General features: G+C 37.2%; 23 protein-coding genes. 11 read left to right on the top strand and 12 right to left on the bottom strand.

What is annotated here, in order from left to right; translation table 11 throughout:
* Positions 1–200 precede the first annotated feature (200 nt).
* The 3 genes from IGM09_RS05205 to IGM09_RS05195 all read left to right on the top strand — a co-directional run bounded on the left by IGM09_RS05205 (position 201) and on the right by IGM09_RS05195 (position 3,681).
* Positions 201–2,309, top strand: a complete 2,109-nt coding sequence (locus IGM09_RS05205; RefSeq protein WP_002357869.1) for an LTA synthase family protein — start codon at positions 201–203, stop codon at positions 2,307–2,309.
* Positions 2,310–2,413: 104 nt separating this feature from the next.
* Positions 2,414–3,115: a hypothetical protein gene (locus IGM09_RS05200; protein WP_033624925.1), complete on the top strand. Its 702-nt coding sequence runs from the start codon at positions 2,414–2,416 to the stop codon at positions 3,113–3,115.
* Positions 3,116–3,129: 14 nt separating this feature from the next.
* Positions 3,130–3,681, top strand: coding sequence for a hypothetical protein (locus tag IGM09_RS05195; RefSeq protein WP_010713481.1), 552 nt, complete (start codon positions 3,130–3,132; stop codon positions 3,679–3,681).
* 37 nt (positions 3,682–3,718) lie between these two features.
* On the opposite strand, the gene IGM09_RS05190 is transcribed toward IGM09_RS05195, so the two are convergent.
* Together IGM09_RS05190 and IGM09_RS05185 are read right to left on the bottom strand one after the other, a co-directional pair.
* Entirely contained in the window at positions 3,719–5,176 is a 1,458-nt protein-coding gene (locus tag IGM09_RS05190) for a sensor histidine kinase (RefSeq protein ID WP_010713482.1), read from the bottom strand.
* Positions 5,176–5,895 carry a response regulator transcription factor gene (locus IGM09_RS05185; RefSeq protein WP_002381953.1) on the bottom strand — a complete coding sequence of 240 codons (720 nt, stop codon included), beginning with the start codon at positions 5,893–5,895 and terminating at the stop codon, positions 5,176–5,178. The genes IGM09_RS05190 and IGM09_RS05185 overlap by 1 nt, the downstream gene beginning before the upstream one ends.
* Before the next feature lie 214 nt (positions 5,896–6,109).
* Between IGM09_RS05185 and IGM09_RS05180 the strand changes: the two genes are divergently transcribed.
* The gene (locus IGM09_RS05180; RefSeq protein WP_002363786.1) at positions 6,110–6,889 is read left to right on the top strand and encodes a Cof-type HAD-IIB family hydrolase; all 780 of its coding nucleotides are present in this window, start codon (positions 6,110–6,112) and stop codon (positions 6,887–6,889) included.
* 17 nt (positions 6,890–6,906) lie between these two features.
* Here the strand turns inward: IGM09_RS05180 and IGM09_RS05175 are convergent, their stop codons facing one another.
* Entirely contained in the window at positions 6,907–7,113 is a 207-nt protein-coding gene (locus IGM09_RS05175; protein WP_002357875.1) for a hypothetical protein, read from the bottom strand.
* A gap of 231 nt (positions 7,114–7,344) precedes the next feature.
* Here IGM09_RS05175 and IGM09_RS05170 point away from each other — a divergent pair, with 231 nt between their 5' ends.
* Positions 7,345–8,121 carry a threonine/serine exporter family protein gene (locus tag IGM09_RS05170; RefSeq protein ID WP_002404495.1) on the top strand — a complete coding sequence of 259 codons (777 nt, stop codon included), beginning with the start codon at positions 7,345–7,347 and terminating at the stop codon, positions 8,119–8,121.
* 11 nt (positions 8,122–8,132) lie between these two features.
* Positions 8,133–8,594 carry a threonine/serine exporter family protein gene (locus tag IGM09_RS05165; RefSeq protein WP_002357877.1) on the top strand — a complete coding sequence of 154 codons (462 nt, stop codon included), beginning with the start codon at positions 8,133–8,135 and terminating at the stop codon, positions 8,592–8,594.
* Positions 8,595–8,625: 31 nt separating this feature from the next.
* On the opposite strand, the gene IGM09_RS05160 is transcribed toward IGM09_RS05165, so the two are convergent.
* The 4 genes from IGM09_RS05160 to IGM09_RS05145 all read right to left on the bottom strand — a co-directional run bounded on the left by IGM09_RS05160 (position 8,626) and on the right by IGM09_RS05145 (position 13,100).
* Positions 8,626–9,393, bottom strand: a complete 768-nt coding sequence (locus tag IGM09_RS05160) for an ABC transporter ATP-binding protein (RefSeq protein ID WP_113826044.1) — start codon at positions 9,391–9,393, stop codon at positions 8,626–8,628.
* Positions 9,390–10,277 carry an ABC transporter permease gene (locus IGM09_RS05155; protein WP_010713483.1) on the bottom strand — a complete coding sequence of 296 codons (888 nt, stop codon included), beginning with the start codon at positions 10,275–10,277 and terminating at the stop codon, positions 9,390–9,392. Before IGM09_RS05155 ends, IGM09_RS05160 begins: the two co-directional genes overlap by 4 nt.
* 24 nt (positions 10,278–10,301) lie before the next feature.
* Complete coding sequence (gene trpX / locus IGM09_RS05150) at positions 10,302–11,291, bottom strand: tryptophan ABC transporter substrate-binding protein (RefSeq protein WP_080270531.1); 990 nt, start codon at positions 11,289–11,291, stop codon at positions 10,302–10,304.
* 1,161 nt (positions 11,292–12,452) lie between these two features.
* Positions 12,453–13,100: a hypothetical protein gene (locus IGM09_RS05145; RefSeq protein WP_033625281.1), complete on the bottom strand. Its 648-nt coding sequence runs from the start codon at positions 13,098–13,100 to the stop codon at positions 12,453–12,455.
* A gap of 219 nt (positions 13,101–13,319) precedes the next feature.
* Between IGM09_RS05145 and efbA the strand changes: the two genes are divergently transcribed.
* From efbA to IGM09_RS05130, 3 genes are all read left to right on the top strand, one after another.
* Positions 13,320–15,032 carry a fibronectin-binding protein EfbA gene (efbA, locus tag IGM09_RS05140; protein ID WP_002407011.1) on the top strand — a complete coding sequence of 571 codons (1,713 nt, stop codon included), beginning with the start codon at positions 13,320–13,322 and terminating at the stop codon, positions 15,030–15,032.
* Between the two features lie 155 nt (positions 15,033–15,187).
* Positions 15,188–15,451, top strand: a complete 264-nt coding sequence (locus tag IGM09_RS05135; RefSeq protein WP_002381957.1) for a hypothetical protein — start codon at positions 15,188–15,190, stop codon at positions 15,449–15,451.
* Between the two features lie 73 nt (positions 15,452–15,524).
* The gene (locus tag IGM09_RS05130; RefSeq protein ID WP_002391631.1) at positions 15,525–15,866 is read left to right on the top strand and encodes an iron-sulfur cluster biosynthesis family protein; all 342 of its coding nucleotides are present in this window, start codon (positions 15,525–15,527) and stop codon (positions 15,864–15,866) included.
* 38 nt (positions 15,867–15,904) lie between these two features.
* Here the strand turns inward: IGM09_RS05130 and IGM09_RS05125 are convergent, their stop codons facing one another.
* From IGM09_RS05125 to IGM09_RS05115, 3 genes are all read right to left on the bottom strand, one after another.
* The gene (locus IGM09_RS05125) at positions 15,905–16,363 is read right to left on the bottom strand and encodes a DUF441 domain-containing protein (RefSeq protein ID WP_002357887.1); all 459 of its coding nucleotides are present in this window, start codon (positions 16,361–16,363) and stop codon (positions 15,905–15,907) included.
* 473 nt (positions 16,364–16,836) lie between these two features.
* Positions 16,837–17,886 (bottom strand): oxidoreductase, encoded by a 1,050-nt coding sequence (locus tag IGM09_RS05120; protein WP_033624922.1) that lies wholly within the window; start codon positions 17,884–17,886, stop codon positions 16,837–16,839.
* A gap of 24 nt (positions 17,887–17,910) precedes the next feature.
* The gene (locus IGM09_RS05115) at positions 17,911–19,344 is read right to left on the bottom strand and encodes a glycoside hydrolase family 1 protein (RefSeq protein WP_002366531.1); all 1,434 of its coding nucleotides are present in this window, start codon (positions 19,342–19,344) and stop codon (positions 17,911–17,913) included.
* Between the two features lie 242 nt (positions 19,345–19,586).
* On the opposite strand from IGM09_RS05115, the gene IGM09_RS05110 reads away from it, so the two are divergent.
* Together IGM09_RS05110 and IGM09_RS05105 are read left to right on the top strand one after the other, a co-directional pair.
* Positions 19,587–20,300, top strand: coding sequence for a GntR family transcriptional regulator (locus IGM09_RS05110; RefSeq protein WP_002366529.1), 714 nt, complete (start codon positions 19,587–19,589; stop codon positions 20,298–20,300).
* Positions 20,301–20,570: 270 nt separating this feature from the next.
* Positions 20,571–21,101, top strand: coding sequence for a DUF5067 domain-containing protein (locus IGM09_RS05105; protein ID WP_002384665.1), 531 nt, complete (start codon positions 20,571–20,573; stop codon positions 21,099–21,101).
* Between the two features lie 32 nt (positions 21,102–21,133).
* On the opposite strand, the gene IGM09_RS05100 is transcribed toward IGM09_RS05105, so the two are convergent.
* Together IGM09_RS05100 and IGM09_RS05095 are read right to left on the bottom strand one after the other, a co-directional pair.
* Positions 21,134–22,099: a LacI family DNA-binding transcriptional regulator gene (locus IGM09_RS05100; RefSeq protein WP_002363772.1), complete on the bottom strand. Its 966-nt coding sequence runs from the start codon at positions 22,097–22,099 to the stop codon at positions 21,134–21,136.
* A gap of 15 nt (positions 22,100–22,114) precedes the next feature.
* Positions 22,115–25,390, bottom strand: coding sequence for a GH36-type glycosyl hydrolase domain-containing protein (locus IGM09_RS05095; protein ID WP_033624920.1), 3,276 nt, complete (start codon positions 25,388–25,390; stop codon positions 22,115–22,117).
* Positions 25,391–25,398 lie beyond the last annotated feature (8 nt).

The following is a 25,398-nucleotide window of genomic DNA, read 5'->3' as shown; positions in this document are numbered from 1 at the left end:
TTTAAAGGATTCAAGCTTCACGTCATTTAACGAACTAAAAAGTTTAAGGAAATAGTAAGTTTTCTTTAACATCACCATTCCTCACTTCGGTAAGAATTGACATAAAATTTGTGAAAGAGTAAAATTAAAGCGATATTGTAAAATACGAAATTTACCTAATTTTACTTTTATAGAATCATCGTTTAGAAAGGACGTTTATTTTGAAAAAATTATTTAAAACAAATATTTTGAACACGCGACTGGGGTTATTCTCGCTAATCGCCATCTTACTGTGGCTAAAAAACCTCTTTGCGTACGCCGTTGATTTCCATTTACGTTTGGAAAATATTAACGAGTATTTCATACTCTTAATTAATCCAATTGCCACAACGGTCTTTTTATTAGCCATCGCTTTGTATGTTCGCCGTAAAAAAGCTTCTTATATTACAATGATGATTATTTACTTCTTGATGAGTTTACTGCTCTTCTCAAATGTCGTGTATTATCGAGAATTTACTGACTTCATCACAGTTAATACGATGCTTGGTGCTGGCAAAGTAGCTAGCGGTCTTGGCGAAAGTGCCTTACGTCTCTTTAGACCTTATGACGTCATTTATTTCTTAGACTTCATTATTATTGGCGTATTATTATTAACGAAAAAAATTAAAACAGATGCGCGTCCAGTCCGCGCACGTGTAGCAGTCTCTGTCACACTCCTTTCTGTTGTCTTTTTCTTATTCAATCTATTTATGGCTGAAACAGAACGTCCCCAATTATTAGGACGTCAATTCTCTCGTGACTATATCGTGAAATTCTTAGGCTTAAATGCCTTTACCGTGTACGATGGCATTACAACTTACCAAACAAACCAAGTCCGTGCCGAAGCTAGTGCTAACGATATGAAACAAGTTGAAGATTACGTGAAACAACAATATGCGGCACCCGATGATAGTAAGTTTGGTATTGCAAAAGGCAAAAATGTAATTTATATCCATTTAGAAAGTTTCCAACAATTTTTAGTTAATTACAAATTAAAAGATGAAAATGGCGTAGAACACGAAGTCACACCATTTATCAATAGTCTTTACAATAGTAAAAGTACCTTTAGCTTTGATAACTTCTTCCACCAAGTTGGTCAAGGAAAAACAAGTGATGCCGAAACGTTACTTGAAAATTCACTATTTGGTTTAGACCAAGGTTCACTCTTTACACAAGTTGGTGGGAAAAATACGTTTGAAGCAGCACCCGATATTTTAAAACAAACGCAAGGTTACACTAGCGCTGCTTTCCACGGAAATGCCGGTAACTTCTGGAATCGGAATGAAACCTATAAACGTTTAGGCTATGACTATTTCTTTGATGCTAGTTATTATGATGTTAATTCAGATAACTCATTCCAATATGGGTTACACGATAAACCATTCTTTAATCAATCCGTTCAATATTTAGAACATTTACAACAACCGTTCTATTCTAAATTTATTGCTGTATCCAATCATTATCCTTATTCTCAATTTACAAACGATGAAGCAGGATTCCCAATTGCAAAAACCTCTGACGAAACAATTAATGGTTACTTTGCAACAGCGAATTATTTAGATAAAGCGGTCGAAGAATTCTTTAACTACTTGAAATCTTCAGGTCTCTATGAAAACTCAGTCATTGTTCTTTATGGCGATCACTATGGGGTTTCTAATTCAAGAAACCAAAACTTAGCAGAGTTAGTAGGTAAAACCAAAGCAGATTGGAACGATTTTGACAACGCCAATATGCAACGTGTTCCTTATATGATTCACGTTCCTGGTCAAGAAAATGGCGGTGTGAACCATACGTATGGCGGCCAAGTTGATGCCTTACCAACCCTTCTACACTTGCTTGGTGTCGATACGAAAAACTACATTCAGTTAGGCCAAGATTTATTCTCTAAACAACACAATCAAATCGTTGCTTTCCGCAACGGCAATGTTGTAACACCTAAATATACTATTTTAGGTTCTAGCATTTACGATACTAAAACAGGCACTTTAATTACAGAGCCAACCGAAGAAGTTAAGAAAGAAGTCGCTGATTTAAAAGCCAAAGCGACGAAACAATTAGAAACGTCTGACCAAATTACTAACGGCGACTTGCTTCGTTTCTATACCAATAGCGGCTTAAAACCAGTTAACCCAGAAGACTATGATTACAAGAACCAATTGCAACAACTGGAAGCAATTGAAAAAGAAAAAGGTGAAAAATCAACGAGTGTTTACAGTAAAAACAATAATAAATCAACCGTTGATGAATATCACACTGACAGTTATCAAGGCTATCAAAAAACTGGTAAATAAATCTTCAAAAGCTTGAGCAATTTGCTCAAGCTTTTTTGCTACTTTTTCATAATTAATTCATATTATTTCACTATACTAAAGATAGTTTAGAGAGGTGAAAGTTGATGAGAAGTGTCCGTTACGCTACAGCTAGTAGTTTTTATCATAAAAAAATCACGTTAATCACTGCACTCTTCTTCTTCCTGTTCTCTTTCTTATTGACTGGGCTGTTTAACTTAATTGATTTTGAAAAAGAGTTTTTACGAACGATGCCAGACTTTGTCGATATTGAAAAACAAACTAGTTACCATTACCAACTGATTCAATACTATTGGCACCTCTATCTAGGTAGTGTCATTTTCTTTGGTGTTACTTTTCTTCTGTTGATGTATGTGACATTACGCATAAAAAAGGAAGAAATACATACATGGTATCACATGCACTTTTCAAATATGTATGTCACCAAACAGCTCTTACTAGAGTTATGTTTACCGGCTCTATTAGGAATTTTCAGTTTTTTACTTTTCACTTTAATGTTTCAAGAAACGTATAATACTGTTCTTTGGGCTGCTCGTGATGCCATTTTACAGTGGTCTCATTTGGAACCTCCAGCATTTTTAGCTAAAAGTACCGACCAGGATGTCACGATTACAAATATCCAGCATTTAGGGATTCAAACGATCCAAGCGTTTTCTTTTGATTTTAAAAGTATGCAGTCACTTTATACAATCCGTAACTGCTTTGTTAACTGCTTAATCTTGCTTGGTATTCCTCTTGTTTGTGGGACTCCTTTCACGTTGATTTATTTACGTACACATCAGAAATAAGGGAGGGATTTTCTATGAATGTCACACCATCATTCAAAAAAACAACCGAAAAAAAATCCTCATTCGACGCGTTAGCTTTGCGAGAAGTTTATGGAATCATTTATTCTGCTCCAGAACAAGAACTCGCATTGGCCGATTTTTTCCAAACAAACCAATTAACCATTACTAGGCTTTCTTCTAGTGAAACCTTTCTGCCCTACTTGCCATTAGAAGAAAATTTATTTATCGCTAGTACGATCAAAGAACGGGATCGAAAAGTAGTTCTAGCCGAAGCTTTCCAGGTGTTCCAATTAGAACCTGCCTTACTTGGTCGTTCCTTTACTTCTTTTACGACTTTTGAAAAAATTAAAATGCGCATAATACAACTTTTGTTTTCAAAAACAAGTACGTTAGTGATTGATGACATCTTTTCTTCATTAACGATTGGACAACGTCAAGAAATTTTACCTCAATTAAAAATAGCAGTTCAAAAAAGAAACAAGCGCTTGCTATTTCTGACAAAAGATCCACAAATTATTGATAGTCCCTATGTGCACCCCCTGTCTCTACATGCGTTATTAAACTAAAAAAACGTCTGGCACTGATTGTGACCAGACGTTTTCTTTAGTTTTCAGTGATTTCAACATCAGGAAATGAAATAATAAATGTGGTGCCTTTACCAGGTTCACTTTCAACATTGATTTTTCCTTTATGCAAGCGGACCAATTGTTGAACGATTGGTAAGCCTAATCCTGATTCTCCATATTTCGTATTTTTACGGGATGGATCTACTTTGTAATAACGATCCCAGATATTCAGAATTTGCTCTTCCGTCATGCCGATTCCTGTATCAGAAATACGGACAATGGTTTCTAAATAGCCTTTTTCTAAAGCAATATGAATTTCGCCATTTTCAGTAAATTGGATGGCATTTTGAACAATATTGACAACTACTTGAACGAAACGATCATAATCGGCATACACATCAATTGGTTCGGTGGTGTCTAAATACAATTGATTACCGGCGGCTTCAGCTTTGGCCGTTAGTTGAGTCACAATATTTTCTAAAGCTTCTGTTCCGTTGAACTTCTTCACAACAATTTGAATCTGGTTGGTCCGAATTTTTTCATAATCAAGATTTTCATTGACTAAGCGAATCAAGCGAGCGGTCTCATTTTGCATCAGTTTAATCGCATTCTCTTTTTGATTTTCAGGAATAGCATTATACTGCAATCCCTCTAACAAGCCATTAATAGTTGTTAAAGGCGTCCGCATTTCATGAGAGGCATCCGCCATAAATTGACGACGGCGCTCTTCTTGCCGATTGATTTCTTCTTGTGATTCTTTTAAAGACGCGGCCATTTTATTAAAATCTTCTGCTAGGTCATCAAATTCATCTTTGTCATGGACCGGTAATTGAATATCAAAATTTCCACTAGTAATTTCTTTGGTGGCTTTACGCATCCGATTAATTCGTTTCACTTGGAAAGTCGCAAATAGATAACTTAGTAACAAGGCAATCACACCAGAAAAAATAAAGCCTTTAATCAAGTTTTGTGTCACGGACTGGACACTTCGGTCAACGTTTTTGGCAGGTTGTGTAATCACCATTGCTCCAAGCAGAGTTTTAGTATTTTTATCAAATACAGGCAGCATCACGTAGGCTGAGGTATTCTTTTCCCCATAAATATCAACGTTTTCTGTTGCATAAACGTAGTTACCTTTCATAATTTGATCCCAATTTTTATCAATTAAAGAAAAGTCTAACTTTTTCGTGCTATCAATTGTTGGGTATAGAACTTCTCGATTCTTTTTAATAAATACAAATTGTACATCTTGCTTTTGTAACACTTGCTCAGTTAACTGTAATGAATAAGCAAATGCATTTCGTTCTGATACTCCGGCTATATTGGTGAAAAATCCCCTTGTTTCTATGACTGATTCTGCATAACCATATAATTGATCATAGTTGTTAGCTTGCATTGTGCGCTTGGTCAATTGTGTGAAAGACGTTCCAACAATGAGAATAATCAGAGCAATCACACCTATAAAAGCAAGTAATTGTTGATACAAATACTTCATTAAGCAACACCTGAATCGTCGAATTTATACCCTACGCCCCAAACCGTTTGGATGACTTGAGGACCCACTTTTTCAATTTTTTGTCGTAATTTTTTGATATGGGCATCAACTGTCCGTTCATCGCCAAAGTATTGATAGTCCCAAACCAATTCTAGTAGTTGTTCGCGTGAAAAGACTTGGCGTGGTTTTTTTGCTAAAGTGTATAGCAAATCAAATTCTTTAGGTGTTAGGCCTTCAATTAATTGATTATCTAAATATGTTTCTCGTGTTTTCGTATTCATTTTAAAATGATCCGTAATCACATCAAACGTTTCATCTGTATTCTCAGACGTATCATGCGCAGCCTCTGCCACCTCGGCACGACGATGTAGAGCTTTCATCCGTGCAATCAAAGTTAATGGACTAAATGGTTTTGTCACATAATCATCCGCACCCATTTCAAGGCCAATTACTTGGTCACTTTCAGAATCACGAGCGGTCAACATAATAATGGGAACATTGGCTGAAACTTTGCGAATTTCACGACAAACAGCCATCCCATCCATACTAGGTAAGTTTAAGTCTAACGTAATCATGTCCCATTTTTCTGGCGAAGCAAGAAAAGTCGCCAATCCTTCTTTGCCATCATCTTTAAAGGTAGCTTCCCACCCCTCATTTAAGAAAAACATTTGCATCATTTCTGAGACGGACTCATTGTCTTCAATCATTAATATATTCATTTCATTCACTCCTTATTCACTTTTCATAAAACTGCTCTATTGTAGTATACTCTAAAATTGAATTTGTACCAACCGATTCTATATTTCTTCAAAAATCCTTTACAGAACCATCAAAAATCACTTTTTTTCCTGCTCTTTTAAAGAAAACGAAGGGAACCCATTGTCTTTTCAGAAAAGTTTGTTAAAATAACAAGCGTAGAGAGGATGTTAGGGTATGGATAAAATGAAAGCTATTACTTTTTTTGATTTAGATGGAACTTTGTTAGATGGAACATCGCAAATTACTCCTGAGATTACCGCAGCAGTGGCGGCCTTGAAAGACAATCAAATTTTACCTTTAATTGCGACAGGACGGACCTTGTGTGAGATTCAGCCAATTATGAAAGCCAGTGGCATTGACTCAGCGATTGTAATGAACGGGCAATTTATTCATTATGAAGGAAAAACGATTTATTCAGATGAATTTACAACAGAGGAATGTGTTTCACTGCATGAACATGTCAAACAGCGTGGTCATGAATTGGCTTTTTACAATGAGCGCCGTATTTTTTGTACAGGGCATACTGGCACAGTGAAACAAGCCTATGACTATATTCATTCAGCTGTTCCAGAAATTGATCCCACAGGTTATGAGAATGATGCCGTCAACATGATGTTGGTCTTAAGTCAACATGGCGATGATGATGAATATTACTATGAGCGATTTCCTGAATTAACCTTTTATCGCAATGGTCCTTTTTCAATTGATATTGTTCGTAAAGGGGTCTCTAAAGGCTCTGGTGTCAAAAATCTTTTTAACACCTTGGGATTAAACGGCATTCCCACTTATGCCTTTGGTGATGGCATCAATGATTTGGCGCTGTTTGAGGCCTGTGATTATGGAATTGCCATGGGTAATGCGCGAGAAGAACTAAAAGAAAAAGCCACCTTTATTTCAACTAAAAATACTGAGAATGGCATTGTTAATGGCTTGAAAAAATTTGATTTACTATAAGAGAAAACTACCTTCTTCTATTGATGTACTTTAGAAGAAGGTAGTTCTTTTGTATGTTCATTTTTCTTTTTCTGCTGAGCACAGAGAGCTACTCCCACTACTTGAATCAGCAAAATCGCTCCCAACAAACAACTTAATACGATGTTTCCTGATAGGATTGTTCTTCTGATTAAAATAATTAATACGACACTGCTAATTCCGTAGAGTAACCATTGGTTGTCCATTTTTATTGACCCCTTTGTTTTTCTATGTTTAGGATAGGATGTTTCCTACTAAAATGCAAGGAAAGATCCTAGATTCTTACAACTAACCCATAATTTTTACTAATTCCTTATTTGTTTTCATTTATTCTTAAGATTCGTTTCATTTTTGTAAAAAATCACACTTTTTTTCTATCTCTGTTTTAAATTGCGTACAGTTCTTAAAAAAAATGATACACTAAAAGTGAACTCGAAATGAAAGGAGCCATTCCTTTGGTTAATAGCGAAAAAAGAAAACAATTAATTATTGATACATGCATTTTAGCTGGAAAAATTATGCTGGAAAGCGGATCTGAAGTATATAGAACCGAAGATACGATTACTCGGATTGCTGCAAATGCTGGCGAGCCAGAGAGCGTTTGTTATACGACGGCTACAGGGATTTTCGTAGGCTTTCGTTCCAGTAATTATACGCAATTAGAAAACATCCCCCAGCGCTCGATTAATTTGGAAAAAGTTAGCCTTGTCAATCAATTATCAAGAGAATTTGCGCAAAAAGAGATTACTCTACCAGAGCTTTATCAGCGCTTAACTCTATTAGAAACGGATACCCCCACTTTTTCAATTTCGTTACGCTTGTTAGCAGCCGGAATTGTTAGTTGTACGTTAATGTACATTTTTGGTGGCACTTGGCAAGATTTTATTGCAACTTTTTTTGTTGGCGTGATTGGGTATGCCAGTTATCTTTTTACCCAAAAGTTATTCCAAGTTCCTTACCTCGATTCATTCGCAGCCGCTTTTGTCATTGGTTTGTTGGCCTATTTGGCTGTGCATTTTCGCTTAGCAGTCAACATCGATAATATTATTATTGGTGCGGTAATGCCGTTAGTTCCAGGTGTGGCGATTACGAACTCTTTTCGCGACATTTTAGCGGGCCACCTCATCAGCGGGACGGCGCGAGGAACAGAAGCTATTTTTATTGCTGGGTCTGTTGGCCTAGGGATTGCCTTGATTTTTAAATTATTTATGTAAGGAGTGTTCAAATGGAACTAATTTTTCATCTTCTCTTTAGTTTTTTAGCGACTGTGACGTTTGGTATTATCACGAACATTCCTCGTAAAGCACTGGTGGCTTGTGGCATTACTGGCATGACAGGCTGGATGATTTATTATGTCTTAACGCAAACTTTTGATGCTAGTCAAACCTTTGCAAACTTTTTAGGAACGGTCGGGTTAGGGATCGCTAGTATCTTTTTTTCCCGTTACAAAAAAATGCCGATGATTATTTTTTACATTCCGAGTTTGGTTCCTTTAGTACCAGGAGGCCCTGCCTATCAAGCAGTTCGGAGCATTTTGTTAGGAAATATTGATGACGGGTTGCAGTTGATTTTAAAAGTTGTCTTTACTGCTGCAGCTATCGCAGCGGGCTTTATGGTGACCTCGTTACTGGAACGAATTGTCAAACGTTTTTTCCCCAAGCGACTCTTCCGATTGGTCAAAAAATAAAAAAACAAGCTCATTTTCTGAGCTTGTTTTTTTATTCTACTTCTTCAAAGAACAGCAACAAATCTTGTAGCGTTAATTGTGCTTTTTCAGCAGCGTTTAAATCTTGAACAATTTTACCTTTTTGTAAAACAATTAAACGATTGCCATATCGTAAAGCATCTTCCATTCGATGGGTAATCATCAAACAAGTTAAGTTCCCTTCTTCAATCCGTTGTTCCGTTAAGTGCATCAACTGCTTGGATGTTTTGGGATCTAAGGCAGCAGTATGTTCATCTAAAAGTAATAATTCTGGTTTTGTGATAGTGGCCATTAATAAACTTAAGGCTTGGCGTTGACCGCCAGAAAGGTTACCTGTCGGTGTATCCAGATGATTTTCCAAGCCATTGCCAACTTCTTGACAGATTTTTGTAAACAAGGCGCGTTGCTCATTTATCTTCCGTAATGTTAAGGGACGTTTTTGTCCGCGTTTCATGGCAAGCAATAAATTTTCTGCCACAGTCATTCTTGGTGCTGTCCCCATTTTAGGATCTTGAAAAACACGCGCTAGAGATTTGGCCCGTTTGACTTCAGAAAAATTGGTGCGATTGACTCCTTCAATTAAAAATTGTCCTTCTGTTAGTGTCAAAGTTCCTGCTAAACTATTGAACAGCGTACTCTTGCCTGCGCCATTTCCACCTAAAACAGTAATGAAGTCCCCAGGATAAATGGCTAAGTTCACATGATCCAAAATCACTTTTTTTTCATTCATCCCATTATCAATGATTTTTGTCGCATTTTTTAATTCAACAACTGGTTTCATTTCGTTCCCCCCTTATCAGAAAAGCCGTGTAGTCGTAATGCTTTTTTCAATTGTGGGATCATTAAACAGATTGCTAAAATCACTGCTGAGAAGATTTTCAAATACGTCGTATCAAAGCCTAATTTAATCACTAATAAAATCAATAGTTGATAAATAATACTCCCTACAACAATCGCCATCAGCCGTTCACCAAACGTTAATTCTCCAAACAGTACTTCACCAATAATGAGTGAAGCCAAGCCAATCACAATGACACCTGTTCCTTTACTTACATCCGCATATCCATCATTTTGGGCAATCAAAGCGCCAGATAAGCCAATCAAGCCATTCGATAAAACCAATCCTAAAATTTTCATGCGATCCGTTTGAATGCCAATCGAGCGAGCCATTTCTTCATTGTCACCTGTCGCAATATAGGCTTGTCCTAAACTAGTATTAAAGAAAAATAACAGTAAAATCATTACCACAGCCAAAACACTAATCCCTAAAAAAATAGTATCATAATAATCGGGTAAGGCCATTTTTTGAAAAACATCTTGAATCTTCGGTTGGTTTAATAAAGACTTATTTGGCGATTTCATCACAAATAAAATCACGGAATTTAAACCAGACATCACTAAAATTCCTGCTAAAATAATTGGAATTTTTCCTTTTGTAAATAGTAAACCAGTCACTAAACCGGCAATCATTCCTGCTCCGACCCCTAAAAGAGTCGCTACAAATGGTGAAACCCCTGTTGTAATGGCAGTTACACAAACCGCCCCTCCTAACGGAAATGAACCTTCTGTGGTCATATCTGGAAAATTTAAAATACGATAAGTCATAAAGATACCTAGTCCTAACAAGGCCCATAACATTCCTTGTCCAATTGCTGAAACAATCATCGCTTCTCCTACTTTCTTTGATAATTAGTTAATCAATTTCGATTTTTTTGCTAACTCTGCGGGAATCGTAATTCCTAACTTTTGAGCTTGTTTTTCATTGATAATTGTGTCGCCTGTATTAAAGGTATAAATGGGTGTAGTTGCTGGTTGACTTTTTCCAGACAGAACCTCTGCTGCCATTTTGCCGGCTTGTACCCCCAACGCATGTTGATTAATCCCAACAGTTGCTAAACCGCCTTGTTCTACCATTGTATCCACCGAAGGAATAATCGGCGTCTTGGTTCGATTTGCTTCTCCGACTACCGTTTGCATAGCATTAGCAATCGTATTATCAGTTGGTATATAAATCACATCTGTTTCCTTAGTCATCACTTGAACCGTTTGTGCTATTTCATTACTTGATGGCACAGCATATGTTTTCACTGTCAATCCTTTGGCTTCAGCTGCTTTCTGCGCTTCAGCTACTTGGTATCGAGAGTTTTCTTCTGAGGAAGCATAGAGAATACCTATTTTTTTGGCAGCTGGTATCAATTCTTTTAGTAAATCCATCTGGGCTGACAAAGGAGATTGATCACTAACACCCGTGATTTTACCGCCTGGCTTTTGATTGTCTTTCACCAATCCTGCACTAACAGGGTCCGTAATGGCGCCTAAAATGATTGGGATTTCTTGGGTAGTGTTGGCTAACGCTTGCGCAGCTGGCGTGGCGATACCAATTAAAACGTCTGCCTTTTTTTGTACTAATTGTTGACTCATGATTGCTAACTTACTCTGGTCGGCTTGACCATTTTGAAAAATAATTTCTAAGTTTTTGCCTTTGTCATAGCCATTTTCCTTTAACCCTTCTTCGACACCTTTATAAATTTCGTCCAATGCGGGGTGACTGACAAACTGCAAAACCCCTACAGTAACGGTTTCTTTCTTTGAATTCGTCACTTTTTGATTCACAAAAAAAGCACCAATTAAATAAATAGCTAATAAAGACACGACAAACGTTAAACGTTTATTTTTCATTTTGCATTCTCCTAACTGCCCTTTTGTTTGGCAACTTTTTCTTTTTAATAATAAAACCATTATCTATAGGGCGTTTCTTCCGTTGAAAGTGAAACTGAGATTCGTAATCCTCTACTTAGTCAAAATCCTAGGAACACTTTTTTACAAATGTCAGGATTTAACTGCGACGAGGATCGCAACTTTGGTGAGAATCGCAAGAGCACTTTTTCTACGAATGGGACAACGTTCTCTTCGTTCACCTTGTACTACTCATCACTCTTGAAGGTCAAACTGCGGCGAGTATGCGCAGCCTGCATCTACTCTGTCACTTTGTGCCAATCGTAGTGATTGTCAGGATTTAACTGCGACGAGAATCGCACCTTTGGTGAGAATCGCAGGAGCACTTTTTCTACGATTGGGACAACGTTCTCTTCGTTCACCTTGTGCTACTCATCACTCTTAAAGGCCAAACTGCGGCGAGTATACGCAGCCTGCATCTACTCTGTCACTTCGTACCAATCGTAGTGATTGTACGAATGGGACAACGTTCTCTTCGTTCACCTTGTGCTACTCATCATCTACTCTGTCACTTCGTGCCAATCGTAGTGATTCGTAGCAAAAAAACAACGACTTATCCTAAGTGTTTAGGAGTGGTCGTTGTTTTTATGCAAAACAAAAACCACATAGACGGGTCCTCTATGTGGTCGTTTTTTCTTCTTGAATATAACCAGCATAGATACACTTTTTAGAATAAGTCTTCTAAAGTTGTATCTATGAAAGAATCATACATACAACTATCTACGCCAGTTTTGCCATGATTGGTGCATTTCTTTTACGTTAGATAATTGTGTCATGTATTTTCCCTCCTAGTTATGTTGTTAAAGGTAGTCTACACTATATTGATTTTGTTCGTCAAGAAAAAGTTTTTATTTTCTTGCATTTCTTTTACTTCTAAAAAACGAGCCACTCTTATGAGAGGCTCGTTTTTCTTTATTTCAGCATATTTACCACTTAATTGTTTCGGTTTCTTTCAATTTTCACGGGAACTTTAACTGCTTGTTTTTGCGATTGAATCAGCCATAAACTTACTAAAATCGTCATTGAAATTACTAATGCCATCGAAAATCCCCTCTTTCTAATTCCTTAAAACTTTCTACAATCTAAGTTTAACATAGCTAGCTATTATTCACCAGTTTCTGGTACTGTATCAGTGCTTTCTGTCGTCGTTTCAGTAGATTGAGCAACGCCCGTCGTCTGTGTTTCAGCGGTCTTCGCTGCTTCTTTTTCAGCTTCTTGCGCCGCTTTTTGCTGGTCTTTCAAAACGCCAGCCATTGGTAATCGATTTAATTCTGGTATTAATTGTGTTTTTAAATCCATAGATTTTTCGACAACCGTCCGTGTCTTTTCTTTGCCATTTTCAAAGAAAACAAGCGTGATCTCATCGCCGCTAACATTGTATTGCTCTTGTGCTTTGCCAGCATTATAAATTAACGGATAGATATACAGCGAACGATGAAATTCATTCATTTTATCTGAATTAAACAGCTTCACCATTTGATCGTATTGCTTGCCAGACGGTTTAGCAAACATGACTGACATGGCTCCTGTTTCTTGGATTTTCTTGTCTGCTGTTTTGTAATCTAAGACACTGACTTTCTCTGATTTGATGGGTCCTGCGACTAACGATTCAACTTGAGCAGCTCGAATATTTTTTTGCATCGTTGGAATAAAAATGATTGAGCCAATTATTAATACTAATGCTACAATAGCGGTAATCATTAACAGTTTTCTTTGTCTTAATTCATAAAGTGCCTCTTTTAGTTCTTCCATAAAATTATTCAACTTCTAATCGCTCCTCGCTTTTAGTTCTTATCTATTATACTAATCATTTTCTTTCTTGCCTACCCTTGCGCTTTAATTACTAAAAAAACCAGCAAACTTCCCCAGCTTTCTAAGGAAAACCCAACTCCTTTTTAACAAGCTTCTTTCTTAAATTCAAAAACTCCGCTATAATAAAGCTATTAGTCGGAAAGAAACGAGGGATTTATTATGTCATTTGATGGCGTATTTACTCATAGCATGGTTCATGAGTTGACAGAAACACTCGTAAGTGGCCGGATTTCAAAAATCCATCAGCCTTATGAAAACGAAGTCGTTTTAGTCATTCGTGCGAAAGGTAAAAACCATAAATTATTATTATCAGCACATCCTAGTTATGCGCGCATACAACTATCTACAATTACCTATAGCAATCCGGAAACACCTCCTAATTTTGTGATGATGTTACGAAAATTTCTGGACGGTGCCATTTTAGAAACGATTCAACAAATAGAAAATGATCGCGTGATTCACTTCACCTTTTCAAAAAGAGATGAACTAGGTGACTTACAAAATATTGTTTTGATTGTTGAATTAATGGGACGTCACAGTACAATCGTTTTAGTTAACCAATCTTCTGGAAAAATCTTAGATGCGATAAAACACATTGGAATGAGCCAAAATAGTTATCGTTCGTTGCTTCCTGGAGCAACTTATATTGAACCGCCAAAACCAATGGGACTTAATCCGCTCACGGCCTCAAAAGAAGAAGTCTTTGCGCTTCTTTCTACAGCTCCTGAATTAAACGGACGCTATTTACAACAACATTTCCAAGGTCTAGGCAAAGATACAGCAGACGAATTAAGTGCCCGTTTACTTGCACAACCAAATGAAAAAATGGCCATCTGGACGGAATTTTGGTCCTCAGTCACTGAAGCTGTTGTACCGACATTAACCGTCACTGAAAAAAAAGAATATTTTACGCCCATTCCTTATCAATCATTAGTTGGTGAACAAACAACGTATCCGACACTCAGTGAATTACTAGATGCCTTTTATTCTGGTAAAGCAGAGAAAGACCGTGTCAAACAACAAGGCGGCGAACTAATTCGCAAAATTGAAAATGAACTAAAAAGAAATCAAAAGAAACTTAAAAAATTACAACAAACCTTAGCCGATACAGAAAACGCTGAAAATTACCGTCGCGACGGAGAACTATTAACAACCTTCATGGCACAAGTCCCAAAAGGAGCCACCGAGGTGGAATTACCAAATTATTATGAAGAAAATGCACCGTTGCGTATCTCGCTAAATCCTGCACTTTCACCTAATCAAAATGCACAAAAATATTTTCAAAAATATCAAAAATTGAAAAATGCTGTCCGAGTTGTTAAGACACAAATTCAGCAAACGCAACAAGAAATTTCTTATTTAGAGTCAGTTGTGGCACAACTTGAAATTGCAACACCAATGGACATTGAAGTGATTCGTGAAGAACTGATTGAACAAGGCTATTTAAAACGTAAAAAAAATAAAAAACAAAAACAGCCGAAAAAAAGCCAACCCGATCTTTTTTATGCTACAGATGGCACACCTATTCTCGTTGGAAAAAACAATTTGCAAAATGATCAATTGACTTTACGAACCGCTAAAAAAACTGATTATTGGCTCCATGCCAAAGATATTCCTGGATCTCATGTAATTATTCGTGACGCACATCCTAGCGAAGAAACCCTTACTGAAGCCGCACTTCTAGCAGCTTATTTTTCAAAATATCGACTTTCTTCACAAGTGCCTGTTGACTATGTCCAAGTAAAACATGTGCATAAACCCAATGGAGCAAAACCAGGTTATGTGATTTATGAAAACCAACGAACGTTATATGTGACGCCAACAGAAGAATCGATCAAAAAAATCCAGCAAAATAAGGCTTCTGCTTCCTAATTATATTAAACTAAAAAACAACGTACTGCCGATTGATCGTACGTTGTTTTTTTGCATTGGCAAAGACATTTATCAAGTGATAAATAACACAAGTAAGCTCAATTAGTTTACAAACTAGCCATTTCTCTCTATACTGACTGTTGGAGGTGAAATTCATGGTCTTTTTACACATTATTTTTGGGATGTTTGCCTTTATTGGCGCTTTAGGTTTAGGTGTCGCCTTCCGCGATAGCTTTACAGAACTTTCAACACCAAAGAAAGCAGCGATTATTTTATCTTACGTAGGTGCGATTGGTTCAACAGTCCTAGGGTTCACATCAGCAACAAAAAATCCATTTGTTTTAGCTGCAACAGTTGTCTTAGTTGTCGCCTTTTCTATTGCTCTTTTCAAAAAAAGCAGTAAAGAAACAAGCAAATAACAAAACCTTTGAAGAGCGGCATAGCGACAAGCTACCCTCTTCCTTTTACATACTATTTAAAGGAGTGAGGCAAATGTCTCTGACTATTTCTGAAGAAGTAAAACAACGTTTAGCCCCTTTCTTAACTGAAACGAACACCTTCTTGTTGGTAGCAAATGACGGCTCTAATCCTTATTCTTCCGCAGAAGGTTGTTGTATGATTGGCGATCGTTTCATTATCGTTCCTGTTGATCAAGCAGAAGCGCCTTATACCGAAACAATTGCTAATGATTCTTTTCACGTCTATACTTCGACGTATGACCAAATGTTTTTAACAGGGCATTTACAGCTAGTGATTCATCCGAATGCGGGAACCATTACTTTAAAAAATGAAAGTGGCATATTAGATAGTAATGTGGACATTTATCAACACTAAAAAAGCAAACAAAACGTTTACGCGTTTTGTTTGCTTTTTTAGTGTTGAAAGGCTTGAAAGGTAGTAATGATTACGTACATCATCCCCGATGCAATAATCGGACCAGCTGCAATTCCTTTTAAAAAAACGACGCCAAGAATCGTTCCAAAAACTAAGGCCACCGTAATCTCAGGCGATTGATTAATTAAACCTACTCCTTTTGAGGATAAAACAGCCACCAGAATTCCACAAAGTATCCCCAGCCATCCCATCGGTGTTTTGAATGATTGAATTAAATCCTTTAAGCCAATTTGTCCTGTAGCAATCGGGACTAAAATGGTAATTGAAATAATTGTGACGCCTAAATTAATGCCTTTATCTGACAACCACGACATGATTTTCGCACTATTTGGTAAAGCTTTTAAAGCAAGCACAACAACTGACGCAATTAATAAACTTTGATTTTTTGCAACAAACGCAATCAAGGCAATCAGTAGTAAAAAAAGCCAACTTTCCACTGGTTGTCCTCCTTTCTGATTTGGTTCTTTCGTTAACCAAACTTTCTTGTCTTTCCTATTTTAGCAAAGAACCTCTTTAATTACCATTCAGCTTCAGTAATTATTGTCTTTTTCACCCGAATCTTGCTTAGAAAAAACAAGTTAAAAATTAATTTTTTCTCATAACAAGCCTTTTTCTCTTTGAAAAATTATTTTATGAAGTATACTAATATTAACTATAAAGTAGTTTACTTGCATTTATACTGGATATTCGATATCCTATTTAAGGCTCTTCAATTGAGCGAGCATCACAAAAGACATTTTAGTAGCAATTCTTGGGGAAGTAGTGCTACTAAGATGTCTTTCCTTTTTTTATTTTTACTAACAATATACGTTTCTTATATTAAAATTCACAACTCTTTATAAATAAAAGCGCCTGCCCCACAGTTGTCTGGACTGTGGGGCAGGCGCTTTTCAAGTCATTTAAACACGCTTTAGTTTTCTTTCAAACGATAAACACTTGTACTTGGGTTAAGAAAACCTGCTTCTAAAATTTCGATGTTAGTTAATGCTTGCTCTTTAGTTACTAGTTGCGGTGCACCATTTTTCAACGTTTCATAGACGGCATCATAATAACGACCGTAATCACCTACAGGCGTTTTAATTTGTTTTTTAATCCAGTCGCCATTGCCATTACGGTAGGTCACTTCTCCATAATACATTGGTGAATCTTCTCCAAAGCCTGGTGCATCCGGCATGATTCCGGCTTTTAAATCATTTTCTTGTTGATCTTCGCCATATTTGATGAACGAGCCATTGCTGCCATGAACAATAAAACGTGGATACGGACTAGCGACAGAATGATTCGTTTTAACTTTTACTTTTAATTTTGAACCATAATGTAAATCAACGTCAAAATAATTATCGACTGCCTCGCTCACTTCATTATTACGAATATCATAAGTGACTTGATCTGGACGCCCGAAAAGAGCAATCATGCGATCCATTAAATGAATGCCTAGTCCGTAAAACGAACCATTTTCTTTAGGTCCTTGTTCCGTGATACTTCCTGGTCGATAATAATCAATATGCGTTTCCACTTCATTGATTTCTCCTAAAAAGCCTTGCTCTACTACTTGCTTCATCGCTAGGTAATCGCCGTCGAAACGTCGATTTTGATAAGGCATCACTACTACCCCTTTTTCTTGCCCTAATGCAAATAATTCCTCTGCGTGTTCTAACGTATCACAAAATGGTTTTTCCACAATCACTGATTTACCAGCTAAAATGGCTTGTTTGGCTAAATCATAATGTGTATGCGCAGGCGTACAGATTGTGATCAATTCAATTTCTGGATCCGTCAATAATTCATTAAGGTCAGTGGTAAAATTTACGCCTTTTTCTTTAAAGGGCGCTGCTGCTTTTTCATTAACATGTAAATCGAAAATCGTTTTCACTTCTAGTGTTTCTCGAATCATTACGTAAGGTAAATGGTAGCGGTTGGCACTTTTACCAAATCCAATAAACCCCATTTTTACTGTCATATTTTCCACACTCTTTTCTTATAATTAGATAAGTCCATTTGTTTCAATGACTTTTTGATACCAATAATAACTGTCTTTCGGGATTCTTTCTAAGGAACCTTTTTGTGTTTCATCTTGATCCACATAGACAAAACCATAACGCTTTTGATAGCCGTTAAGCCACGACAGTAAATCGGTGTAACTCCATGTACAATAACCAATAACTGAAACGCCATCCGTAATCGCCTCTTGAATCGCTTGGATATGGCTTCGCAAATAATCAATGCGATACGTATCGTGAATTTGTTTATCTTCTGTTAAGGTATCATATTCGCCTAACCCATTTTCAGTAATTAAAATAGGCACTTGATAGCGACTAGCTAATCGTCGTAAGGCAATTCTCAAACCTTGCGGGTCAATGGCCCAATCCCAGTTCGTTCGTTCAACATATGGATTATTTACTTTTTTAAATAAACCCGGTACCCCAGATTCCGTTTCAGAACCCTTTTCACCCGTTGTATTCATCTTCCCTATTCCAACACCATCTAATGGATTAGCAGCAACCGTATCCGTCCGATAATAATTAATACCTAGAAAATCAGGTTTGGCTGAACGTAGTAACGCTAAATCGCCCTCTTTTATCGTTGGGGCCACACCTTGCTCCTGTAAGTAATTTAATGCGGCAATTGGGTATTCTCCCCAAAGATAGACATCTAACCAAAAATGCGACAACAAATCTTCTGCATTTTCTGCCGCCAAAACATTGGCAGGATGCGCATCAACGGCATAAACAGGCGTATAAGCAAAGCTAGGGCCAATTTTGCCAGGCATTTCTAATTCATGAAACGCATTAATCACTGCTGCATTGGCTAAATTAGCAATATGATTGGCCTCATACATCCGTTTATTATCTGTTACGCCGGGAGGATGCACGGCTAATTGATAACCTAACGAAGTAAACACATTTTGTTCATTTAAACTAATCCAATAGCGAACTTTGCCACGGAAAGCGTCAAATAAAATCTTCGCATAGGCCACAAAATCATCAATAATTTTTCTTGATTCCCAGCCACCATATTCTTTTTGCAAAACAGCTGGCAAATCCCAATGATACAAAGTTACCATTGGTTCAATTCCTGCCGCTAATAACTCATCAATTAAATCTGAATAAAATTTCAGTCCCGCTTGATTTACTTGACCACGTCCTTCAGGTAAAATTCGTGTCCATGCAATCGAGAAACGATATGCTTTTAAACCTTGTTGTTTCATTAAAGCCACATCTTCTTTGAAACGATGATAATGATCGACGGCTAAATCACCAGTTGTCTCTTTGAACGTTTTTCCTGGTAGCCGAACAAATTCATCCCAAACAGAGGCGCCTTTGCCGTCTTCATTCCAAGCACCTTCTACTTGATAAGCTGCCGAAGCAGAGCCCCATAAAAAATCTTGCGGAAATGCTTTTAGTTGGTGATGTTCCATTGTCATACCTCCCTCTTTTCTGTGCTGCCCTTTTATTGTAAAAGGTTTTCACAAAAAGTACCAATCAGATCAATAAGTTCTTCTGTTTACTTTTAAAACTATATAGTTTTAAAAAGAATAAGTCAACTACTTTTATTTAAGTACTTGATTATTAAGTGGTTACGTTAAAAATAAATATATAGTTTTAACATGTTAAATTCATGGTATAATGAGAGAAATACTGGTGATAAAGGAGGACTCTGATGCGGACAAATACACGTTATAAAGAAATTTATGCAGCTATAAAACAGGATATTGAAGCAGGTGTTTATCCCATTAATCAAAAGTTACCCCAAGGTCGTCTTCTTGCAGAAAAATATCAGGTCAGCGAACTAACCATTACAAAAGCCTTACATTTGCTTGTGCAAGAAGGTTATGTTGTCAGACGACGTGGCTCGGGCAGCTTTGTTCAAGACTTTCAAAATCGAACCATTACTAAATTTTCTCCGTTAACCGGCACTTACTCAACCTACGATGGAAAAGTTGAATCCGTGGTTTTAGGCTTTGCAACAGAAGTACCTGAGCCTTGGGTGACTGAAAAATTAAGTATTACAGAAGAAGAGTTAGTCTACAAAATTATTCGTTTACGGATTATCGAAGATGTGCCCTCAATTATTGAATACACTTGGATGCCCGTTGCTTTAATTCCGAACTTGACAATGAAAGAATTGAAAGTCTCCATTTATCAATATATTTCGGAACAATTGCATCAAAAAATTCAAAGTGCGCGGGTCAGCATTTCTGGGATCCGTCCTTCTGCGTTGGAAAAAAAATATTTAAACTTAACCGATAATGATTTCCTGATGCGTGCAGAACAAATTGCTTACCTAGGCAATGGACATATTTTTGAATACTCAATTGCGAATCATATTCCTAGTGAATTCACTTTTGAAACTGTCTTAATTGCAGAAAAATAGAAAACTTTTATGTTGCCATTTCTCATTTCTAACAAAATGATCTCTTTACTTTGAGCCAATACTTTTTGTTAGAAATGTTTTTCTGTTAGTTAAAAATATTTTTCAAATTATATTTCCAAACATGAATTTTGATAAAAGTATTGCTATTTACTAGAACTACGATTAAAATATTGCTTGTAGCACTCTTTTTTATATAGATACAAGCAATTTGTTTTTTACATAGTCAATCAACCAAAGTGAGGACTTTATATGAGGAAACCCTACATTTTAATGAGCTTACTCGTTCTAAGTACCTTATTAAGTGCTTGTTCAACTGTAAGTGGCAGCCCAGCAAGTCAAAGTGCGCCCGCACCTGATGAAGTGTTGGCGACAAGTATTGGGACGTATGAAAATCGAACATTGTTGGTTCCAGATGGACGTTTAGCCTTAACTGCCTTGCATAAAGGAAAAGATTATCAAGGCAAACCAATGTTTTATGTCCTGTTTGAATTAACCAATACAACCGAAAAAACACAAAATATTCAGCTAATGATTCAAAGTTTTATGGAAGTTAGCCAAACTGTCCACGGAAAAGCCCAAAATTTACAATATGCAGTCTTAACAGATTCACCTTTCCAAGACAAATTAGATCGTTTAGCAGATGAAATCAATCCTGGTGAAACAATCCAAGGCGCTTACCCGTATGAATTTATTAATGAGAACAAGCCGGTCCATTTTAAATTTAGAGATCGCCTTCTCAGTCTGGATGAACCCATTGCATCAGAAGAAATTACCATTACAGAAAAAAGTTTGGTCCGCTAGCTTAGCTAGCATTGGACCAAACTTTTTATTTATTATTCAGACGGAAAAGATTCTCCTTCTATAAAACGTGTGTAAATGTGTTCGCTCTCAGCAGCTTCTCCCCGCATTAAATGAATAATTTTCTCTGCAGCCACCATGCCCCATCGATGTTTAGAATAGGCAATTGTTGCTAATCGCGGTTGCACAAACGCACCTAGTTCAGAATTATCAAAACCAATAATCCGAATGTCTTTCCCCATTTGGTAATTTGTTTCTGCAACATATTTATAGACACCGATCGCCATTTCATCATTAAAAGCAAAAACATCGACTGGTTCTGTCTGTGGTTGACTCAAAATTTTTTTAGCAGCCGCATAGCCAGAAGGTTCGGTAAAATCGCCTTGGATAATTTCATAAGGTATCCCAAAACGAGTTAATTCTCGTGTACTAACAGCCAATCTTTCTTGGCTATCATAACCTTTTTCTGGTCCAGAAAGCAGAAGAACTTTTTTTGAACCCACATTGACAAATTGCTCAATTGCCTGCGTGGCACCGCCACGATTATCCAAGAGAACTTGCCGAATATTCCTATGCTCAGTGGTTCGATCAAGGACAACGATTGAATGGCCTCGTTCAGCAAACTTTTCAATTTCTTTTGTTGGAAATGTCCAATCTAAAATAATTGCCCCATCCACCATTTTTTCAGGAATGAAAAGATGTGACTTTTTACCGCTGCAGACAATCATCTCATAATCAAACAGTGCTAAGCCTTTCTTAATTCCCTCCAACAATTCACCATAAAAACTACCGCCATAATCGGCCAAATAGACACCAATAATATTGGTTTGACGACGTTTTAATGTGCGAGCGGCCATGTTAGGAACATAGTTTAGCTCTTCAGCAATTGCTTGGATGCGCGTTCGTGTTTCTTCAGTTACCTTTGAACTCCCATTCAATGCGTAAGAAACGGTCGAGATTGATACGCCTGCTTTTTTTGCAATATCTTTAATTCCTACCATGGACTACTCTCCTTTCTAATGGTAAATTTCAATAACACTTGCTTCATTTAATAATGAAAGCACCTCGTCTTTTTGAACTTCCATTCCCCCTTCTCGATAAGGGTTTTCTTCAAACTTAAACGGAACCTCTTGACCATCAATAACTATTTTCGCTGACTGATTTGGATAAAATTTATATGTGACAGGTTTATCAAACAATTGGTAAGTTAGTGCTAAACCAGACAATTTTTCTGGTAACACGGGATCGAAAACCACACTTTGGGCCTTTTGCCGAATCCCTAAAACAGCTGTAATTAATTGATTTAAATAAATTCCCGGCCCGCTTGAATAAATTCGCCAGCCACCTTTTACCCCAATACTTCCATCTTTTAGTTTACCAAAATTTTCTTGTGATTCATACCTTGTTTTAAAATCGCCATCGGAACTACTAAAATAGGCATTGGCTTGGCGTAACTCTGCATTGTGAACCACTTCTTTTAATTGAACTGGATTGATTTGCATTAATGCTTGCCAGGTTTTGTCTCGCTGACCAATTTTCGCCATCGCTTCTGTATAGCGAATGTGCGCATGAACATACTGTAAACCAATTTCGCGACCAAAATTAGCCGCCTGTTCTGCTCGTTTAAAATTAGTGCTCACACCGCCTCGATAGTTCGCTGGTTTGTTCATTAAACGCACGCCATCAGGAAACGTTAATTCTTTTTCAATAATTTCTAAATGATGACTTACTTGTTCCGGTGTTAATAATTCAGCTAACATACTACGAGTCATTGGCAATAATCGATATTGAATCCCTGTTTTTTGGTCATTTGGGTGAATCATTTGTTCAAAAGTTTCTGGCGTTTCCATATAAATAAACCCTGGAATCGTTTCATCCGCCAACATATATTTTTGAAAATCGTTCTTTATTCCTGCGACTAAAATTGCTAAGTGCTGACTATAAGTAGCATCGATTTCCGTAATTAAAGCCGCAAATTTTTTCAACACTTGATACGTTAAGGCAACGGTCCAACTACTAGCCATTTGCTCTTTAAGACGATTATCATAAGGTTGTAACGTGTCATCCCAATCGCCGTCACCGTAACAGGATAGAAAAGTTTCTGGTAAAAAATGTTGTTCAATATAATTTATTTCTTTTTTCAAATGTTCAAATAAAGATGCTGTTTCTTTTGTTTTGTGATTATCTTTGCGACTTGTATAAGGGATTTCCGTAGCTAAGATTGAATAATCTGCAGTTTGTTCCAAATAATCAGTCACTACTTTCAATGGCCAGACGATAATATCGCCATGGCTTTCACTGGCTTTTTGTTCTTCGTATCGGTCAAACATAAACCATTGCGGCCAGTTGCCATCGTCCTCAAATTGATTTTCAAATAGATGCTGAATAATGGAGGCCACGATCTTAGGCTGTTGCGTCGCAAAGAAAAATTCTGTCGGTCCTTGCGACACATCTCGTGTGCCCCAAGCTGCTCCACCATACTGTTCTAAGCCATGTGGCGACAAATAATGAACGAGCATATTATGAGTATACCAACGAGTTAATTGATTCATTTGCTGCACACTTGAGTCTGTGTGTGTTAACTCAAAATGATGTAACAAGCCATTAATGAATGCTAAATATTGACTTTCTGCTTTTTCAAAATCTAATGGTGTATTGACTAATGCTTGGTCCTCTATACTGCCCGTAATAAGTAGTGAAAATTTTTGGGTCTTTTCGATTGCCAAGACTAATAAGTCTGCTTCAGCTCCACCAAATAATGTGCTATCGGTTACTTGAAATGATTTATCAACTGTCAATGCATAGGTTAGTTCTGGGTAATAATTTTCTGTAGCAGAATGATTTCCCGTCACTCGAAGTGTTTTGCCAGTTTGTTCTAATTGATAGGTTGGGACTTCTTCCGGTCCTAATAACAAATGGTTAGAAACAGCCCACATATATGCATCCTTTTGACTGGTCACTTCCAATTGAATCACTCTTGAATCAGGCGAAGTGAAGGTGCGCACTCGAATTGTATCCTTTGGCAACTTATAATACCACGTAGCAGAGTTCAACCCCATTTCAAAAGCAGAAGGCATTGTTAGTAAGCGCCATAAGCCATTCTCTAAAATGTAGATTCGTTGACCAGAGCGTTTCATAACGTTTAAAGCGTTTCGGCTATTACTCATTAATTTGTTCATGGTCGTATTTCCTAAAACTACTTGTGAATTGAAAATGCCATACATATACACTGTCGTACTAAGCAAAGGTTCGTCAACCGTTAAGCCTTTACCACTTAATAAAATGTGGCCATGCGCTCTTTCCATGGCAATTTCTTTTTCTTGAAGTACAACGTGATGGTAATTTTCCGTGAAAAAGGAATACGTCTGACCTGCTACTTTTTCAATTTGTGTCTGAATGGGATAAAGTGCGGCCAACTCTTCTTCTGTTAATGGATTTCCTGTGATAGGTTCTCCTAAAAGTTTCGGAGGAAAGTCCTGTGTTTCTTCTAATGAATCGAATGTCACAGTTTCATAAATAGCTTGTAAGTCTTCTTTCGATAAAAAAGGTTCAGCTAATGCTTGCGGATGTGTTTCTGTTACCGCACCATAAAAAACAAATTCCTTACTTTCATTCGTTAATTGGACGGCTTCCGTTTGTAAAGCGGTGTAAGCAAATTCATATTGATAGACTTCATTTGCTAAATATCTTTTCCCCAATGCTTCTGGTGTGTTTGTTTGTTTAAATGAACGTCCGAAAAATTGATAACCGTCCGTTGAGTAGCCTACTAATTTTTGAAAACTCCCTTGAATAAGGGCTGGAAACTTCTCATTTTGCGGTTGATTTTGTCTTGATAAAACAACAAGCTCTTCGCCCTCTTGCCAAATGTGATGATCAAGATACTGCGACACATACGCTTCATTTGACTGAACGGCTCCTTTTGTCGCTAAGCCAATATCTTGACCATAAACAATATCTACTAAGCCAGTTCCAGTGACATTAACCCGCCAGAACCATTGATTGCTTGGCCCCAAACGAAAGTCAACTTGGTAACGAACCGCTTCAAATTCACCCCGCCATGTCAATTGATTATCTGAAAGATAAAAATCACTTTGACTGTTGGAACCAATCATTGGTCGATAATTAATTGTGTCCCCTGTAATTATCCGCAAATAGAGTTGGTTCATACTGCCGTCTAAAGGATTACCTTCTAATTGATTAATCATCATGCCACAGCTATTCAATTCTTTTAAATCACCTGTCTCTAGAAATGTAGCAACTGTGTCTGCTTGCTTAAGCTTCTTTATCTGCATAACTTATC

This window comes from Enterococcus sp. DIV0167, assembly GCF_050541555.1.
In the GTDB taxonomy this organism is placed as follows: Bacteria; Bacillota; Bacilli; order Lactobacillales; family Enterococcaceae; genus Enterococcus; species Enterococcus faecalis.
Note: the sequence above shows the minus strand (reverse complement) of the source record. Positions and strands in the feature narration are given on the sequence as shown.